This window comes from Rhizobium sp. WSM4643 (assembly GCF_025152745.1).
Taxonomy (GTDB): domain Bacteria; phylum Pseudomonadota; class Alphaproteobacteria; order Rhizobiales; family Rhizobiaceae; genus Rhizobium; species Rhizobium leguminosarum_I.
This window is the reverse complement of record NZ_CP104043.1, coordinates 172,603-188,976: the sequence shown is the minus strand read 5'-3', so window position 1 is coordinate 188,976 and position 16,374 is coordinate 172,603. Positions and strand designations below refer to the sequence as shown.

18 protein-coding genes are annotated in these 16,374 nt (G+C 61.6%); 8 read left to right on the top strand and 10 right to left on the bottom strand.

Going from position 1 to position 16,374, the window contains the following annotated elements; all coding sequences use genetic code 11:
• Positions 1-133: 133 nt before the first annotated feature.
• The 4 genes from N1937_RS30360 (at position 134) to N1937_RS30345 (ending at position 3,779) form a co-directional block, all read left to right on the top strand.
• Positions 134-388: a DUF2934 domain-containing protein gene (locus tag N1937_RS30360; RefSeq protein WP_026154587.1), complete on the top strand. Its 255-nt coding sequence runs from the start codon at positions 134-136 to the stop codon at positions 386-388.
• A 137-nt stretch (positions 389-525) separates the two neighbouring features.
• Positions 526-708, top strand: coding sequence for a hypothetical protein (locus N1937_RS30355; RefSeq protein ID WP_017968333.1), 183 nt, complete (start codon positions 526-528; stop codon positions 706-708).
• A gap of 9 nt (positions 709-717) precedes the next feature.
• Positions 718-891, top strand: a complete 174-nt coding sequence (locus tag N1937_RS30350) for a hypothetical protein (protein ID WP_017968332.1) — start codon at positions 718-720, stop codon at positions 889-891.
• Positions 892-1,064: 173 nt separating this feature from the next.
• A complete protein-coding gene (locus N1937_RS30345; RefSeq protein WP_260060412.1) occupies positions 1,065-3,779 on the top strand; it encodes a hybrid sensor histidine kinase/response regulator in 2,715 nt (904 codons plus the stop codon).
• A gap of 46 nt (positions 3,780-3,825) precedes the next feature.
• On the opposite strand, the gene N1937_RS30340 is transcribed toward N1937_RS30345, so the two are convergent.
• On the bottom strand, positions 3,826-3,957 hold the full coding sequence (locus N1937_RS30340) for a hypothetical protein (protein WP_260060429.1): 132 nt from the start codon (positions 3,955-3,957) through the stop codon (positions 3,826-3,828).
• Positions 3,958-4,165: 208 nt separating this feature from the next.
• On the opposite strand from N1937_RS30340, the gene N1937_RS30335 reads away from it, so the two are divergent.
• From N1937_RS30335 to N1937_RS30325, 3 genes are read left to right on the top strand one after another with little or no spacing between them, the layout of a single operon-like run.
• Positions 4,166-4,480 (top strand): hypothetical protein, encoded by a 315-nt coding sequence (locus N1937_RS30335; RefSeq protein ID WP_011655053.1) that lies wholly within the window; start codon positions 4,166-4,168, stop codon positions 4,478-4,480.
• 52 nt (positions 4,481-4,532) lie between these two features.
• The gene (locus N1937_RS30330; protein WP_017968329.1) at positions 4,533-4,823 is read left to right on the top strand and encodes a DUF3175 domain-containing protein; all 291 of its coding nucleotides are present in this window, start codon (positions 4,533-4,535) and stop codon (positions 4,821-4,823) included.
• A 6-nt stretch (positions 4,824-4,829) separates the two neighbouring features.
• Positions 4,830-5,555: a glutathione S-transferase gene (locus tag N1937_RS30325; RefSeq protein ID WP_260060411.1), complete on the top strand. Its 726-nt coding sequence runs from the start codon at positions 4,830-4,832 to the stop codon at positions 5,553-5,555.
• A 12-nt stretch (positions 5,556-5,567) separates the two neighbouring features.
• Here N1937_RS30325 and ligD read toward each other — a convergent pair whose 3' ends face one another.
• The 9 genes from ligD to N1937_RS30280 form a co-directional block, all read right to left on the bottom strand.
• Positions 5,568-6,446: a non-homologous end-joining DNA ligase gene (ligD, locus tag N1937_RS30320; protein WP_260060410.1), complete on the bottom strand. Its 879-nt coding sequence runs from the start codon at positions 6,444-6,446 to the stop codon at positions 5,568-5,570.
• Positions 6,443-7,450: a DNA topoisomerase IB gene (locus N1937_RS30315; protein ID WP_260060409.1), complete on the bottom strand. Its 1,008-nt coding sequence runs from the start codon at positions 7,448-7,450 to the stop codon at positions 6,443-6,445. The genes ligD and N1937_RS30315 overlap by 4 nt, the downstream gene beginning before the upstream one ends.
• A 12-nt stretch (positions 7,451-7,462) precedes the next feature.
• On the bottom strand, positions 7,463-9,619 hold the full coding sequence (gene glgX / locus N1937_RS30310; protein WP_222385246.1) for a glycogen debranching protein GlgX: 2,157 nt from the start codon (positions 9,617-9,619) through the stop codon (positions 7,463-7,465).
• A gap of 102 nt (positions 9,620-9,721) precedes the next feature.
• Positions 9,722-10,516: an SDR family NAD(P)-dependent oxidoreductase gene (locus tag N1937_RS30305; RefSeq protein WP_162115268.1), complete on the bottom strand. Its 795-nt coding sequence runs from the start codon at positions 10,514-10,516 to the stop codon at positions 9,722-9,724.
• A gap of 361 nt (positions 10,517-10,877) precedes the next feature.
• Positions 10,878-12,092, bottom strand: coding sequence for an MFS transporter (locus N1937_RS30300; protein WP_260060408.1), 1,215 nt, complete (start codon positions 12,090-12,092; stop codon positions 10,878-10,880).
• A 142-nt stretch (positions 12,093-12,234) separates the two neighbouring features.
• On the bottom strand, positions 12,235-12,717 hold the full coding sequence (locus N1937_RS30295; RefSeq protein ID WP_260060407.1) for a GNAT family N-acetyltransferase: 483 nt from the start codon (positions 12,715-12,717) through the stop codon (positions 12,235-12,237).
• Between the two features lie 73 nt (positions 12,718-12,790).
• Complete coding sequence (gene pcaF / locus N1937_RS30290; RefSeq protein WP_260060406.1) at positions 12,791-13,996, bottom strand: 3-oxoadipyl-CoA thiolase; 1,206 nt, start codon at positions 13,994-13,996, stop codon at positions 12,791-12,793.
• Positions 13,997-14,005: 9 nt separating this feature from the next.
• Complete coding sequence (locus N1937_RS30285) at positions 14,006-14,710, bottom strand: CoA transferase subunit B (protein ID WP_170277658.1); 705 nt, start codon at positions 14,708-14,710, stop codon at positions 14,006-14,008.
• A complete protein-coding gene (locus N1937_RS30280; protein WP_017968319.1) occupies positions 14,707-15,414 on the bottom strand; it encodes a 3-oxoacid CoA-transferase subunit A in 708 nt (235 codons plus the stop codon). Before N1937_RS30280 ends, N1937_RS30285 begins: the two co-directional genes overlap by 4 nt.
• Positions 15,415-15,573: 159 nt before the next feature.
• Here N1937_RS30280 and N1937_RS30275 point away from each other — a divergent pair, with 159 nt between their 5' ends.
• Positions 15,574-16,332 (top strand): IclR family transcriptional regulator, encoded by a 759-nt coding sequence (locus tag N1937_RS30275; protein WP_260060405.1) that lies wholly within the window; start codon positions 15,574-15,576, stop codon positions 16,330-16,332.
• Positions 16,333-16,374: the final 42 nt, after the last annotated feature.

Sequence of the window (16,374 nt, the reverse complement as noted above, 5' to 3'; positions counted from 1 at the left end):
CTCAACCCTAATATGCTGCGATGCGAAATATTTCGGGTTGCGGCGCGATTTCGCTTGAAACAGTTCCCCACCTCTGGAACCATCTCAGCAGTATCGCGTTCGAACGACGGCATCATGTGACTGGAGATCAGCGATGGCAGAAACTCGGGAAGAGTGGATCAAAAAACGTGCATACACTCTCTGGGAAGAAGAGGGATATCCGATAGGGCGAGATTCCATTCATTGGGAACAGGCACGACACGAGCGCGACACGCTCGATGGCTCTGCCGCGTCTTCCAACGGCAAGGAAGTCAAGTCCAAGGCGAAACGCAGCGTGACGGGCAGCAAGACGAACGGCGTCGTGACACCGGCAGCGAAACGGACTGCGAGCCGCAAGACGGCGTCCTGAACACTGAAATACCGAGCACGTCGATTAAAAGGGCGTCGTCGCGACGCCCTTTGATCCCTCTTTGTCATATGCCTGAATTAGTTGTGCTTTATGGAATTTGAGAGGTGGGCTTCCATGCGGGGGTGAACAGAGGCCGGATGACGCTGCAAGCTTTGAGGCTTCAAAATAAAGTTGTTCCCCCGCCCGACAACCGGGAACAAGAACATCCAATGGCTGTTAATGGCGAAACCGGGGAGGTTGCCATGAACGACGGCCGTATCGAAATCCTTTCCATCCCGCTCTTCGCAGCCAGCGGCTGCGCTTCGACCACGATCGTGTGAGGGATGGAGATGTCGCTCCTCATCATCGCCGCGCTGCTCTATCTCGGTCTCGCGCTTGGGTTCATCCTTGTCGTCGACAATCTCGTCGGGCTGGTTTTCCGCGATCCGCGCGCGCCGGTGCAGCGGCCCTCCTTCGACATCGGCCGCGCCTTCGCCGCATCGCAAAAACTCTATCGAAAATAACAGCCCGCAGGCGACGTCCGCAGACTGCTAAAACTGTTGAACGCCCGGCGGTTAAGGATATTTCGACCGGGCCCTTTCCCTCCTATCGGAAGCCTCTATGTTGACGGTTTGGAAGGGCTGATCCCGAGGTGGCCAATCACCCGGCGCGGCTGACGACAAGAAAGCGATTTTGAATGGGAAGCGTCGCGAACGGCTGGCCGACAGGCGGCGGCGAAATCGGCGAATTGTTACGGCATCCGGCTTTCCATGCCGTCGGTCTCGGTCCGGTCGAAAGCTGGCCTGCGTCTCTCAAGCATATCGCCGAAATGGTGTTGAATTCCCGCCAGCCCAAATTCGTCGCCTGGGGTCCGGATCTCGCTTTTCTCTACAATGACGCCTATGTGCCTGTTTTCCCGGAGCGACATCCCGATGCCCTCGGAAGACCCTTCCGCGAGGTCTGGGCAGACATCTGGGAACAGTTCTCGCCAATCATCGCCAGCACTCTGGAAGGCGGTTCGCAGCTCTTCAAGGAACTGCTCATCCCGATGCGCCGCGACGGCCGCACCGAGGACACCTGGTTCACCTTCTCCTACACCCCGCTGCGCGACGATGACGGCATGGTCGCCGGCATCCTCTGTGCGGCCCTTGATGTCACAGACCAGGTGTCGGCCAAGCGCGGCGAACAGATTGCGCTGGAAGAGCTGCGTGCAAAATCGGACGCGCTTGCAGTCGTCAACCAGGCGGGCGCCGCGATCACCGCCGAGCCCAATGTCGAACGCCTCACCCAGATTGTCGTCGATGCCGGCGTGACGCTGACCGGCGCGGAATTCGGCGCCTTCTTCTACAATGTCGATGACGGTGAGCGCGGCAGCTACATGCTCTACGCGCTCTCAGGCGTCGATCGGAAGAACTTCGAGAAATTCCCGATGCCACGCAATACCAAGGTCTTCGCGCCGACTTTCAACGGCGAAGGCATCGTGCGCTCCGACGACATCCTGCTCGACCCGCGCTACGGGCAGAACGCGCCGCATGCAGGCATGCCGAAGGGGCATCTGCCGGTCAGGAGCTATCTTGCCGTGCCGGTGAAATCACGCGACGGCAGTGTCATCGGCGGTTTGTTCTTTGGCCACGGCCAGCCCGGCCGTTTTTCCCAAGCAGCCGAGGCGAGCCTCGTCAGCCTCGCCGGCCAATCGGCCGTCGCGATCGACAATATCCGGCTCTTCCGTGCCGCCAAAGTCGAAATCGACCAGCGCCGCGATATGGAAGATCAGCTGCGGAAACTCAATGAAATGCTCGAGGTCCGCGTCGCGGCAGAGATTGCCGAGCGCCAGCAAGCCGAAGCAGCACTCCAGCAATCGCAGAAGATGGAATCGATCGGCAAGCTTACCGGCGGCGTCGCCCATGATTTCAACAATCTGCTGCAAGTGATCTCCGGTAACCTGCAGCTTCTCGGCAAGGACGTGGCTGATAACGGCCGGGGCAAGGAACGCATTTCCAACGCGCTTGCCGCCGTCGGACGCGGCTCGCGACTGGCAAGCCAGTTGCTCGCCTTCGGCCGCCGCCAACCGCTGGAACCGAAGGTCGTCAATATCGGCCGCCTCGTCACCGGCATGGACGACATGCTGCGCCGCGCGCTTGGCGAAGAGATCGAAGTCGAGACCATGGTCTCCGGTGGCCTCTGGAACAGCTTTGCCGATCCGACCCAGATCGAGAACGCCCTGCTCAATCTTGCGATCAACTCCCGGGACGCGATGGATGGCGCCGGCAAGTTGACAATCGAGGTCGGCAACGCCTTCCTCGACGATTCCTACAGCCGCGCCCATCCTGAAGTCACCGCCGGCCAATATGTCGTGCTGGCGGTCACCGATACCGGCTCCGGCATGATACAGGAGGTAATAGAACAGGCATTCGAGCCCTTTTTCTCGACCAAGCCGGAAGGCAAGGGTACCGGGCTTGGCCTGTCGATGGTCTATGGCTTCGTCAAGCAGTCCGGCGGTCATGTGAAGATCTACAGTGAGATCGGCGAAGGCACGACCGTCAAGCTCTACCTGCCCCGCTCGTTCCAGAGCGAGGATGGCATCACCAATGTCGACAGCGTGCCGGCAACCGGGGGCACGGAAACCATCCTTGTCGCCGAGGATGACGAGGGTGTGCGCACGACTGTCGTTGAGATGCTGACGGATCTCGGCTATTACGTGCTGAAGTCCAAGGATGCGCAAAGCGCGCTCACCGTTATCGAAAGCGGCGCCCATATCGATATGCTCTTTACCGATGTCATCATGCCCGGCCCGTTGAGGAGCCCGGAGCTTGCGCGCATGGCGCGAGAGCGCCTGCCCGATATCGCCGTGCTCTACACATCAGGCTATACCGAAAATTCGATCGTCCATGGCGGCAGGCTCGATCCCGGCCTCGAACTGCTCTCCAAGCCCTATACACGCGAGGAACTCGCCCGCAAGATCAGCCACGTGCTTGCCAACCGGAGCCAACGCCGCCAAGGGGCGAGCAATGCCGCAGCACCGGTTGCCCAGCCCGATATCGCCGGTGAAAAGCTGAAGCTGCTGCTCGTGGAAGATGACGCCTTCATCCGCATGGATACTGCCGAGATTCTGCAGGATCTCGGCTATGACGTCATCGAGGCTGATAGCGGTGAGCGGGGCGTGGAAATCCTCCGACACACCATCATCGACATCATCGTCGCCGATGTCGGCTTGCCCGGCATGTCGGGTCCGGCCTTTGCCGCCAAGGCGCGGGAGGCCTTTCCGTCGGTCGGCCTGGTCTTTGCCACCGGCAACAGCAGCCTGCCGGATGCAGACCGTTTCCCCGGCTCGGTACTGCTGTCAAAACCTTTCAGCAGCTCGGCGCTCGACCAGGCGGTCAGGAACGCCGTCCAGCAGCGACCTGTCGGCTAAGGCATTTCTGTTCTCTGCCAGTCGTGGAAATGCTGTAACTTCTGCTTTATGCGTCGGCGCCATGGAACTCGGGATATTTGCGCATCAGATCCACCTCACTGATGCAGCTGTCGTCACGCGCCATCAGTTCGATCGAGATCGTGTCGGCAGGATCGGGGTATAGGTGACCGGCATGCACGTCGATCGCGCCGTTCCATCGGCTTTGACGATGTGTTTTTCCATGTTCTCGGCTCCTTCCTATGTGCAGCTCATGCAGACTTTTCCCATCGGATACCTGATAAAATCGGCTTTTGTTCCGAATCCTGGGGCTGCAGACCATGATAGTATGACCGGAACTTTTGGCCTCCGTATCGGTTCACTCCCTTTGAAAGCCAGAGGAGGCAAAAATGCCGAGAGGTGACAAATCCGACTATACCGACAAGCAGAAACGCAAGGCCGAGCATATCGAGGAGGGCTACGAGGATCGCGGCGTCTCCGAGAAGGAAGCCGAACGGCGTGCCTGGGCGACCGTCAACAAGGAAAGCGGAGGCGGCAACAAATCCGGTTCCGGCCGCGGCAAGAAGGATACGCATGAATCTTCTGAAAAGGGCGGCCGCATCGGCGGCGCGGCCTCCGCCGCACGCTCGAAGGAGGAACGGTCCGCTTCCGCAAAGAAGGCCGCTGCGACGCGCAAGCGCAACGAACACCACAGCCACCATTAACGAGGATGCGGCAAGCGGAGGCTTTCCGCCAGCCGCACAGGGAGTTTGACCCATGGCCAAATCGAGGAAGAAATGGTCGCAGGACGTCACCGAACACAGCGATGCGCTGGACCTAAAAGAAGGCGTGTTCAAATCGGACGATCCGAAGAAGATTGCCCGCTCCGTCAAGCACTCAGCCGAAGAGAGCGACCGCCGCAAGTCGAGTCCCTTTCGTGCCGCCATGTCGATGCTGACCTTCTACATCAACCGCGCCGGCAACCAGCTGACGAAAAAGCGGCGCGGTACCCTTGAAAAAGCCAAAGATGAACTGCGAAAAGACTTCGGTCGCCAACCGAAGGATTGAGCAGCCATGGCATATGAGCTTTATTATTGGGACGGCATTCAAGGCCGCGGCGAATTCGTGCGATTGGCGCTGGAAGAGGCCGGCGCCGACTATATCGACATCACCCGCCAGCCCGGGCGCGGCACCGGCGCCATGTTCGACATCATGGAGAGCGAAAGCGAACCGCACATTCCTTTCGCCCCGCCCTTCCTGAAGGATGGTGACCTCACTATCCCGCATGTCGCCAACATCCTGCTTTATCTCGGTCCGAAGCTCGGCCTTGCGCCCGAGGATGAAGGCCTTCGCCATGTCGTCAACGGCCTGCAGCTGACCGTCACCGATTTCGTCGCCGAAGTGCACGATACGCATCACCCGATCGATATGTCGCTCTATTACGAGGACCAGAAGCCAGAGGCAAAAGCCCGCTCAGCCGCCTTCATCCGCGAACGCATTCCGAAATTCCTCGGCTATTTCGAGCGTGTGCTGCGGCAAAATCCGAACAGCCCCAACCATCTGGTCGGCGATGCGCTCACCTATGTCGACCTCTCGCTCTTCCAGGTGATCGAGGGCCTGAGCTACGCCTTCCCGAGAGCCATGACAAACTGCAAGGCGGAATATCCCGCTCTGCTAGCTCTGCATGATGCGGTGGCTAAGCGTCCAAACATCGTCCGCTATCTCGCCTCCCCCCGCCGCCTCGCCTTCAACGAGGAAGGGATTTTCAGGCACTATCCTGAGCTCGACAGTGCGGGCTGAGTTAAGAGCCGTTCATTCCAGTGGCACGGCCGCATCGAAGAAATTTCCCCATGGGTCCTTCGGCCGGGTCTCCAATCGCCGCGGCACGTTGCCGAGCGTGAAAGCGGCGGGACCGTTTACCTTGTTCAATTCTGACCAATCCAGCGGCATCGAAACTGGCGCACCCGATCGCGCCCGCGTCGAATAGGCCGCGACCGCCGTGTTGCCGCGGCCGTTGCGGAGATAATCGATGTAGATATGCCCACCGCGTTTTGCCTTTGTTGCGGTTGCCAGATATTTGTCCGGCGCGTCGGCCGACATGCTTTCGGCCAGTGAATGGGCGAAATCCTTCACCTTCGCCCAGCCGGCCTTCGGCGCAAGCGGCGTCACCACATGCAGTCCCTTGCCGCCCGAGGTCTTGACGAAGGCAGCCAACCCGCGGGCTTCCAGCCGTGCCTTCAATTCAAGCGCTGCCGTTATCGCCGCGCCCCAGGCAACGTCCTCGCCCGGATCGAGGTCCATGGTGATCATATCGGGTCGTTCCCAATCGTCGGTCGTCACACCCCAGGGATGAATTTCGAGCACGGCCGACTGCACCAGCGCCACGAGCCCGTTGAAATCGGCGATGCGCAGCAGCTTTTCGCCGTCAGCATCCTGCGGATCGGCAATCTCTTCGATATGCGGGTTCATGCCCTTCCAGGCATGTTTCTGAAAAAACCGTTGGTGGCTTTTTATCCCATCCGGCAGACGCAGCAGCGCCAACGGCCGATTGACGACATAAGGCGCCATGAACGGCCAGACCGCCGCGTAGTAATCCGCCAGCGCCTGCTTGGTCACGCCCTCGTCCGGCCAGTAGAGCCGGTCGGGATGTGTCAACGATACGGCGGATGCCGGCGGATGTCTGGGGCTCATTCTTCGATCTCGCTTGTGAGGAAATCAAGTAGCCTGTTTTCCTCGGCCCGCAAGCCCCGCAGTGGTTCGTTGCCGCTCTCGATCAGCGGATGATCGTTGCCGGCGAGCGCGATGATCGCGGGATGGATATAGCTCGAGCGTGAGATCGCCGGTGTGTTGTGCAGCGTCTCGGCCGCGGCCTCCGACATTTGCTTTACCGTCGGCCGGCCGCCGCCGGCAATTGTCTCGCGCGCCACACCGAAGGCCGCCAGCGAGCCCGCCCAGGTGCGGAAGGTCTTCGCCGAAATCGGAATCCCCGATATCTCGGCGAGATAGGCGTTCAGCCGGCCGGAATCGATCGGCTTCAGCGTCCCGCTTTCGTCCTTCCAGACGAAGAGCTGGCGGCCGGGCAGGTCGGCTATCTCCTCCAGGATCTTCTGGAGCCTCGGATGCTTGAGGCTGCGCTGGACGCGCTTGCCACCCTTGGCGCGGAATTTCAGCTCTACCTGCCCGTCGACGATCTTCAGGTGGCGCTTCAGCAGCGTCGTTGCGCCATAGGTGCCGTTCTCCCTGACATAGGCCTGGTTGCCGACGCGGAGGTGCGCCTCGTCGAGCAGCGTCGTCAAAGCCGCAAGCACGCCGCTGACATCCTCCGCACCGGTGTCGAGATGGCGCAGCACGGTGCGGCGTATCCGAGGCAGCGCCCGGCCGAATTCGATCAGCTGATGGAATTTTCCCGCACTTCGGAAGGATTGCCAGTCCTTGTGATAGCGGTATTGCTTGCGCCCCCGCGCATCAAAGCCTGTCGCCTGCAGATGGCCGTTGTCGTAGAGGCAGATCCAGACATTCTCATAGGCCGGCGGCAGACCGAGCGCGCGGATGCGCGCCCGCTGCAATTCGTCAGTGAGCGTCGTGCCATCCGGCATGACGTAGCTGAAACCCTTGCCCTTCCTTCGTCTTCGGATGCCAGGTTCGGTATCGCTGACATAAACGAGACCAAGTTCGGTGATGGCTTCGGCATTCATGCTTTCTGAGACCTACTTGCTCCAGCGGCCGAACTGGAACCAGCGACGACGCTCGGCCTTTGTCGCGCCTTGCGGCGGTTCGGTTTGTCCCTTCGGTGCGAAGACTGCGACGCTCTGGGCATAGACCATCACCGGATTGTCCTCATCGTGCACCTCGAAAGCCTCCGTCTCTGATCCCGTGTCGAGAACCCTCGACCACTGTTTCAGCCCGTTCACGACAGGCAGATGGACCTCGCAATCGCCGCCTGCATTGAAGACGAGGAAGAGGTCGTCCATCCTCTCGGTATCCGGAGCATGCACGCTCCTCGAGAGATAGACACCAATGACCTGCAATCCGTCGTCATTCCAGGCGCCGTCATCCATGAAACTGCCGTCGGGCTTGTACCAGGCGATCTCGATGCGCCCGTCCTCGGCTGTCTCTCCGGTCAGGAACCGCTCCTGCCGCAGGACGGGGTGGGCCTTGCGGAAGGCGACTGCCTGCCGGCAGAAATCGAGGAAGGGGTCGTCGAGCCCTGCCCAATCCGTCCAGCCGATTTCATTGTCCTGGCAATAGGCGTTGTTGTTGCCGCCTTGGCTGTTGCCGAGCTCGTCGCCGGCAAGGATCATCGGCACGCCTTGGGAGAGCATCAGCGTCGCCATCATGTTGCGCCGCCGCCGTGACCGCGCGGCGTTGATATCGGCATTATCCGTCGCACCCTCGGCACCCATATTGTCGGAATGATTATCCGAATGGCCGTCCCGGTTATCCTCGCCGTTCGCCTCGTTGTGCTTGTCGTTGAAGGAGACCGTGTCCATCAGCGTGAAGCCGTCATGGGCCGACAGAAGATTGATCGAGGAGGTCGCTCCCCGGTCCGAATGGTTGAACTGCGGCGCCGAGCCGGTGACACGCGCCGCCACCTCCGACACCATGCCGCCATCGCCCTTCCAGAAACGGCGAACGTCGTCGCGGAATTTATCGTTCCATTCGCGGAAGGGATGCGGGAAGCCGCCGACCTGATATCCGCCCTCGCCGATATCCCAGGGTTCGGCGATCAGCTTGACCCCCGATAGCATTGGATCCTGGCGGATGGCGCCGAAGAAGCCACCTTGCCGGTCGAATTCCAGATCCTGCCGGCCGAGCGTACTGGCAAGATCGAAGCGGAAGCCGTCGATATGCATGACGCCCACCCAGTAACGCAGGCTGTCGAGCACCATGCGCATCACCATGGGGTTGGCGACATTAAGCGTATTGCCGGTACCCGTCGTATCGAAGGTATGGCGCGGATCATCGGGGGAGAGAATGTAATAGCTCGCATTGTCGAGCCCGCGGAAGGACAGTGTCGGGCCTTTTTCGCTGCCTTCGGCGGTGTGGTTATAGACCACGTCCATGATGACTTCGATGCCGGCGGCATGGAACCTTTTCACCATGGTCTTGATCTCGGTGATCTTGTCGCCGGACATGTAGCGCGATTGCGGCGCAAAGAAGCCGAGCGTCTGGTAGCCCCAGTAATTGCGTAAGTTCTTTTCCAGGAGATAACGGTCGTCGAGGAAATATTGGATCGGCAGAAGCTCGATCGCTGAGATGCCGAGCTTGACGAGATGGTCGATGATCGGATCGCTGCACATGCCGAGAAAGGTGCCGCGCAGCCGGTCAGGCACTTTCGGATGCGTCATCGTCAGGCCGCGCACATGCGCCTCATAGATGATCGTGTCGGGCCAAGGGCGGCGGATCGCCTCTTCACCCGCCCAGTCGAAGTCCGGATCCTGCACCACGCCCTTGACCGTGAAGGGCGCGCTATCGCGCTCGTCGAAGGAAAGGTCGTCCTCGCCGATCTGGTAGCCGAACAGCGCATCGTCCCACGTCAACTCGCCCGTCACCTGTTTGGCATAGGGATCGAGCAGCAGCTTGTTCGGATTGAAGCGATGGCCGGCGGCAGGCTCGTAGGGACCATGAGCGCGATAACCGTAGACGGTGCCGGGGCCGATGCCGGCAATATAGCCCGACCAGATATCGCCTTCGCGTTTCGGCAACGGCAGCCGGGCGATCTCATTCTTTCCATCAGGCGAGAAGAGACAGAGCTCCATCTGTTCCGCATGCGCGGAGAATACCGCGAAATGGGTGCCAGAACCCGTATACTCCGCCCCCAGCTCCGGCTTGAGGAAGTCGAGTTCCGAAAATGAAAAGCTCATGGTGCCCCGCTTGCTGAAAAGACCAAGCAGGAAACGTCACGGCGGTTCGAAAGTTCCCTTTTAAAAGGGAAAGCGAAGGATCTTGCTCGCCGATCGAAGCGTCTACGGCATCAGCTGACCGCCATTGACCTCGATGATCTGGCCGGTGATGTAGCCCGACAGGGTCGGCGAGGCGAGAAAGAGATAGGCGCCGACGCAATCTTCCGACGTGCCGACGAAACCCATCGGGATCGACTTGCGCTGCAGCTCCATCTGCTCGTCATTGGTATAACGCTCGTGGAAGGGTGTCGCGATGACACCCGGCGCCACCGCGTTGACGCGGATCCTGTCGGCGACGAATTCCTTGGCATGACCGCGGGTGATCGTCGAGACGAAGCCTTTGGACGCCGCATAAAGGATCGCACCATTGCCGCCGCCATTGCGTGCGGCGATCGAAGTGGTGTTGATGATGAAGCCGCCCTGCTTCTTCAGCCAGGGATGGGCCGCACGCGTTGCCGCCAGTACAGAGCGTGCGTTGAGATCCATGACCGCGGCATAATGCGCATCGGTATATTCTGCGGTCGGCTTGCGCCCCAGCATGCCGCCGGCATTGTTGATAAGCCCGTCGAGGTGACCGAAGGTCTTCGCCGTCTCCTCGACGACACGCTCGGTCTCGCCTTCCCTCGACACGTCGCCCTGGACCAGATGCACCGTGCCGCCGGCAGCCCGGATCTCGTCGGCAAGCTTCTCCGCCGGTTCGCGGCTGGCATTATAATGGACGCCGACCTTGGCCCCTTGGGCCGCGAAGGCGCGGGCGAGTGCCGCGCCGATGCCGGTCGAGGCACCGGTGATCAGCACGGCCTTGCCGGACAGGTCCGGCAGCTTGATGGATGCGAGCGATTGCGCAAGTTCGACCATGGCGACGATTGCCTCCCGAAATACCAAGGACATAGGTGATGAAACGAATAGGAGAAGACTTATCAGGGGAAATCGACGAAGGGCAATGCACGAAAGGGAGATTTCATTGTGGGCGAATGCAATGGTTGGTCTGTCGGATCGAAAAGTCCCCTCCCCAACCCCTCCCCACAAGGGGGAGGGGCTAAGCTGCGGTGGCCGACGGTGACCAAAAGATAGCTCTTGCCCGCTGCTACCGTTCGGCAGATTGATACGATTGATGGCTGCGTGAGGCGGTGCTGCACGTAGGCCCTCCCCCTTGTGGGGAGGGTTGGGGAGGGGTAAGCGACAGAATGAAAGGCTGATCGCGCCAAGCGCCATCTCATCAAGAAGTTACGCCAAAGGCCGGTTGCGGCTTCTGGCGGGCGAGAGGCGGAAATGCGAGCGCTATCGCCGCAGCCCCCAGCCCGACCATTGCGGAGCCGATGAACAGCCAGGAATAATTGGCGAAAGTGTCGAAGATCCAGCCGCCGATCAGAGGGCCGAACGCCATGCCGAGGCTGGAGAGCATCGTTGCTGCGCCCAAGACGGTACCGATGATGCGTTGGCCGAAATATTCCCGCGCCAGTACCGCATAAAGCGGCATCACGCCGCCATAAGCGCTGCCGAAGACGATGGCGAGCGCATAGAATTCGGTCAGCTCGCTGACGAGGAGATAGGTCGCGAGCGCGGCTGCCTGCACCAGCAGGCCGGCGACCAGCACCGGCTTCACCCCGATCCTATCGGCGAGGCTGCCATAGAGCAGCCGGCCGCCGAGCCCCGCCAGCCCCTCAACGCTGTAGATGCTGACCGCCGCCATCGGTGCGATGCCGCAGATCGTCGCATAGTTCACCATGTGGAAGATCGGGCCTGAATGGGCCGCACAGCAGGCAAAGAAGGTCAGGCCGAGCACGATGAATTGCGGTGACCGGAAGACTTTCGACAGCTGTGGCCTGGCGCCTTCCGCGGCAAATCCGGCGTCGGCATCTGCGGTCTCGGCAGGCGGACGCCTGACCAGCAGCGCGGCTGGCACCAGCAGCACCCAGGCCGCGATACCGATGATCAACATGGCTGGCCGCCAGTCATAGGCCGAGATCAGCCAGCGCGCGAAGGGCGAGATCGTCATCGGCGCAACGCCCATGCCGGCGGAGACGAGCGACACGGCAAGGCCGCGGTGCTCGTCGAACCAGGCGGTCGTCGCCGCGATCATCGGCGCGAAGAAGGCGCTGGCGGCCAGTCCGACGAGGATGCCGTATGTCAGCTGGAATTGCAGGAGTGTCTCGGCGCGGCTCGCCAGCACCAGCGCCAGGCCGAGCAGCCCGGAGCCTATTAGCACGACGACACGCGGGCCGAAGCGGTCGCTTGCCGCCCCCCAAAGGAAGCCGCCTAAGCCCATGACAATGAAATTCAGCGTCATTGCGCTCGCGATGCCGACATGCGACCAGCCGGTCGCGGTTGCGATCGGCTCCTGAAAAATCGCCAGCGAGAACATCGCCCCGATGGCGACGCATGACATCAGAGCGCCGACGGCGACGATGACCCAACGATAAGAAACACTCATGGCTTCATAACCTCCATGCCGACAGAGTGATCGCGAGGCACGCGGCAAGCCTACCGCATTTCGCGCCTGCAATCTCAAGACGTTTGGGCCGCGACGGATTCGACAGCGCATTCACATCTTTTTTCGCCGCACGACGTGGCCGCTAAAGCGTGCGAAACATCACAAATGCGTCGACATAGCCCTGCTTGGGATGAAGGAAGACGCCAGGAAGCCGGCCGACGATATCGAAGCCGAGAGATTGCCACAGCGCAACCGCGCGTTCATTGCTGCTGACGACGAAATTGAACTGCATCGCCCGAAAGCCAAGCAAGCGGGCATGGCCCAGGGAATGCTCATGCATCAGCCGTGCGGCGCCGCGGCCGCTCGCGGCAGCATCGGTCATGTAGCCGCAATTGCAGACATGCCGGCCGCCACCTGCCTGATTGGCCTTGATGTAATATGTGCCGAGGATCACGCCATTTTCTTCGGCGACGAAGGTCTCGCGGTCCGGTCCCATCCAGTAGGCCACCGCGTCGGCTTCGCTGAGATCGCGATCGAGCGCATAGGTTTCGCCGGCGCGGATCGTCGGACCGATGATCCTCCAGATGGCGCTCTGATCGTTCTTGTCTGCGGGTCGGATCAGCATGCCCGATCTCTAACGAAACCGGGCACACCGCGCAACGGATCGGCAGCCGGCAAAAGCTGGAAGCGTCCCGGCCTCAAACCCTTTCAAGCGCCACCGCGATCCCCTGCCCAACGCCGATGCACATGGTCGCCAGCGAATATTGTCCGCCGGTCTCCAGAAGCTCGAGGGCCGCCGTGCCGGTGATGCGTGCGCCCGACATGCCAAGCGGATGGCCGAGTGCGATCGCGCCGCCATTGCGGTTCACGCGTGCGTCATCATCGGCAATGCCCAGCGCGCGCAGCACCGCCAGCCCCTGGCTGGCAAAGGCCTCGTTGAGTTCGATCACGTCGAACTGCTCCGCGGTCATGCCGAGCCGTGCCATCAGCTTGCGCGAGGCCGGGATCGGCCCGACACCCATCACCCTTGGCGGAACGGCGGCAGCCGCGCCGCCGAGGATGCGGGCGATGGGCGTCAGGCCGTATTTTCGCGCCGCCGCTTCCGACGCGACGATCAGTGCCGCCGCCCCGTCATTGACGCCGGAGGCATTGCCGGCCGTCACCGTACCGCCTTCCTTTTTGAAAGGTGTCGCGAGTTTCGCCAGCGTTTCGATCGTCGTCGCGCGCGGATGCTCGTCCTTGTCGACGACAACAGCATCACCCTTGCGCTGCGGGATCGTCACCGGGGTGATCTCCTTCGCCAGCCGTCCGTTTGCCTGGGCGACGGCCGCCTTCGCCTGGCTTCGCACCGCAAACGCATCCTGGTCTTGGCGGCTGACATGATAGTCTTCGGCGACATTCTCGCCGGTCTCCGGCATGGAATCGACACCGTACTGCTTCTTCATCAATGGGTTGACGAAGCGCCAACCGATCGTCGTGTCATGGATTTCGGCCGTGCGCGAAAAGGCCGTCTCGGCCTTCGGCATGACGAAGGGCGCACGCGACATGCTCTCGACGCCGCCGGCGACCATCAGTTCGGCCTCGCCGGAGCGGATGGCGCGCGCCGCCGTGATCACCGCATCCATGCCGGAGCCGCAGAGCCGGTTGATCGTCGTGCCGGGAACCGTGATCGGCAGGCCGGCCAGCAGGGCCGACATGCGCGCAACATTGCGGTTGTCCTCGCCCGCCTGATTGGCGCAGCCGAAGATCACATCGTCAACGGCTTCCCAATCGACGGCGGCATTTCGTTGCATCAGCGCCTTCAGCGGGATTGCGCCGAGATCGTCGGCGCGCACCTGGGATAGCGAGCCGGCGAAGCGGCCGATCGGCGTTCTGACATAATCGCAGATAAAGGCTTCGGTCATGGCTTTTCCTCAGAGCTTGGGGACAACGAGGTCGGCAACCGGCCCGTCGACATGCAGCGGCGCGCCGGTCATCGCCTGCAATTCCTCCTGCGACATCGCGGCCAACTTCTCGCGCAGGACGAAGCGTCCCTTGACGATGTCGATGACGGCATGGCTGGTATAGACGCGGGTGATGCAGGCGACGCCGGTCAGCGGGAAGGTGCATTTCTCCACCAGCTTCGGCTCGCCTGTCTTGGTGACGTGTTCGGTGATGACGCAGACCTGCTTGGCGCCGTGCACCAGGTCCATGGCGCCGCCGACGGCCGGCACACCTTTGCTGCCCACCCGCCAGTTCGCAAGGTCGCCGCTTTGGGCAACCTGATAGGCGCCGAGGATCGCGACGTCGAGATGACCGCCGCGCACCATGGCGAAGCTGTCGGCGTGATGGAAGAAGGCAGCACCCGGCTTCAGCGTCACCGCCTTCTTGCCGGCATTGATCAGATCCCAGTCTTCTTCGCCTGCCGCCGGCGGCTCGCCAAAGTTCAGGATGCCGTTTTCGGTGTGGAAAATCGCCTGACGGCCGGGCGGCTGATAACGGGCGACCATTTCCGGAAAGCCGATGCCGAGGTTCACATAGGCGCCGTCGGCGATGTCCTGCGCGGCGCGCCAGGCGATCTGCGCATTGGAAAGCTTGATGTCTTCGCGGGTGTTGATGCGGCTTATATCGATCGTCATACGTAGGCCACTCCGGCTCGAATGAGCTCTTCTTCCTGCTGGGGATGGGGAACGGCAACGACGCGGTCGACGAAGATGCCTGGTGTCACCACCTGCTCGGGATCGATGCCGCCAGCCGGCACGATGGATGAGACCTGGACGATGGTCTTCGCCGCCGCCATGCACATCAGCGGATTGAAGTTGCGGCCGGCCTTGTTGTAGGTGAGGTTGCCCTGGATGTCGCCGATCGCAGCCTTGACGATTGCGAAGTCGGCCTTCAGCCAGCGCTCCTGCACGTAATGGCGGCCGTCGAATTCGGCGATGACCTTGCCGTTGGCCAGTTCGGTGCCGTAGGCCGTCGGCGTGTAGAAAGCCGGGATGCCGGCCCCGCCGGCGCGGATGCGCTCGGCAAGCGTTCCCTGCGGCACCAGCTCGAGCTCGATTTCGCCGGCCAGATATTTGTCGGTAAAGGCGCGGGGATCCGACGAACGCGGGAAAGAACAGATCATCTTTCTGACCATGCCGGCATCGATCATCGCAGCGATACCGATGCGCCCGTTGCCGGCATTGTTGTTGATCACGGTGAGGCCTTTGGAGCCCTTGTCGATCAACGCATGAATGAGCTCGATCGGCGCGCCCGAGCCACCAAAACCACCGATCATGACGGTCGCGCCATCACCGATCTCAGAGACAGCTTCCGCCGTGCTCCCGACTGTCTTGTCCATGCGGGATCTCTCCTTGGCTGATGCGGTCGGGAACTTTCCATCCCGTCCTCTGGCGTAGACATAAAGCGCGGCAAGCCAGCCGGCAACGTATTTTGTGCGATATTTGACATTTGTTTATATATCGCACAAAGTGAAATGAATCCATTGGAGACTGGACCCATGCGCGAAACGGATTTCGTCAGCGGCTTCGCCCGCGGCCTGAAGGTCATCGAAGCTTTCGGTGAAACGCGGCAGCGGCTTTCCATTGCCGAGGCCGCAAAGCTGACGGAGCTTGACCGCGCCACCGTGCGCCGCTCGCTGCTGACGCTCGCCGAGCTCGGCTATGCCGATTATGACGGCAAGTTCTTCACGTTGACGCCGAAGATCCTGCGCCTTGGCCATGCCTATCTCTCAGCGACGCCGCTGCCGGCGCTGCTGCAGCCGCATCTCGATCATCTCTCGGAAAAGGCCGGCCAGAGCGCTTCCGCTTCGGTGCTCGACGGCACCGACATCGTCTATATCGCCCGCGCCTCGCAGCGCCGCGTCATGTCGATCAACCTGACACCCGGCAGCCGCCTGCCCGCCTACTGCGCCTCGATGGGCCGCGTACTGCTTGCTGCCCTGGCCCAAAGCGAGGCGCGCGCCATCCTCGCCCGCAGCGAGCTGAAGCAAAACACGCCGAATACCAAGACCGATCCGGACGAGCTGATCGCCGAATTCCGGCGGGTCCGCACTGAGGGTTACGCCATCATCGATCAGGAGCTGGAGATCGGCCTCTGCTCCATCGCCGTGCCCATCGACAACGACCGCGGCGAAACGCTCGCGGCGATCAACATCGGCGCGCCAGCCGCCCTCGTCCCGGCGGCGGAAATGAAGGAACGCTATCTGCCGCTGCTGAAAGAAACACAGGCGGCGTTGCGCCCGCTGCTGCATCGCTGACAGCAAAATTGGGGCAGAGCGGCCCCGGTCAGCACCGGGGCC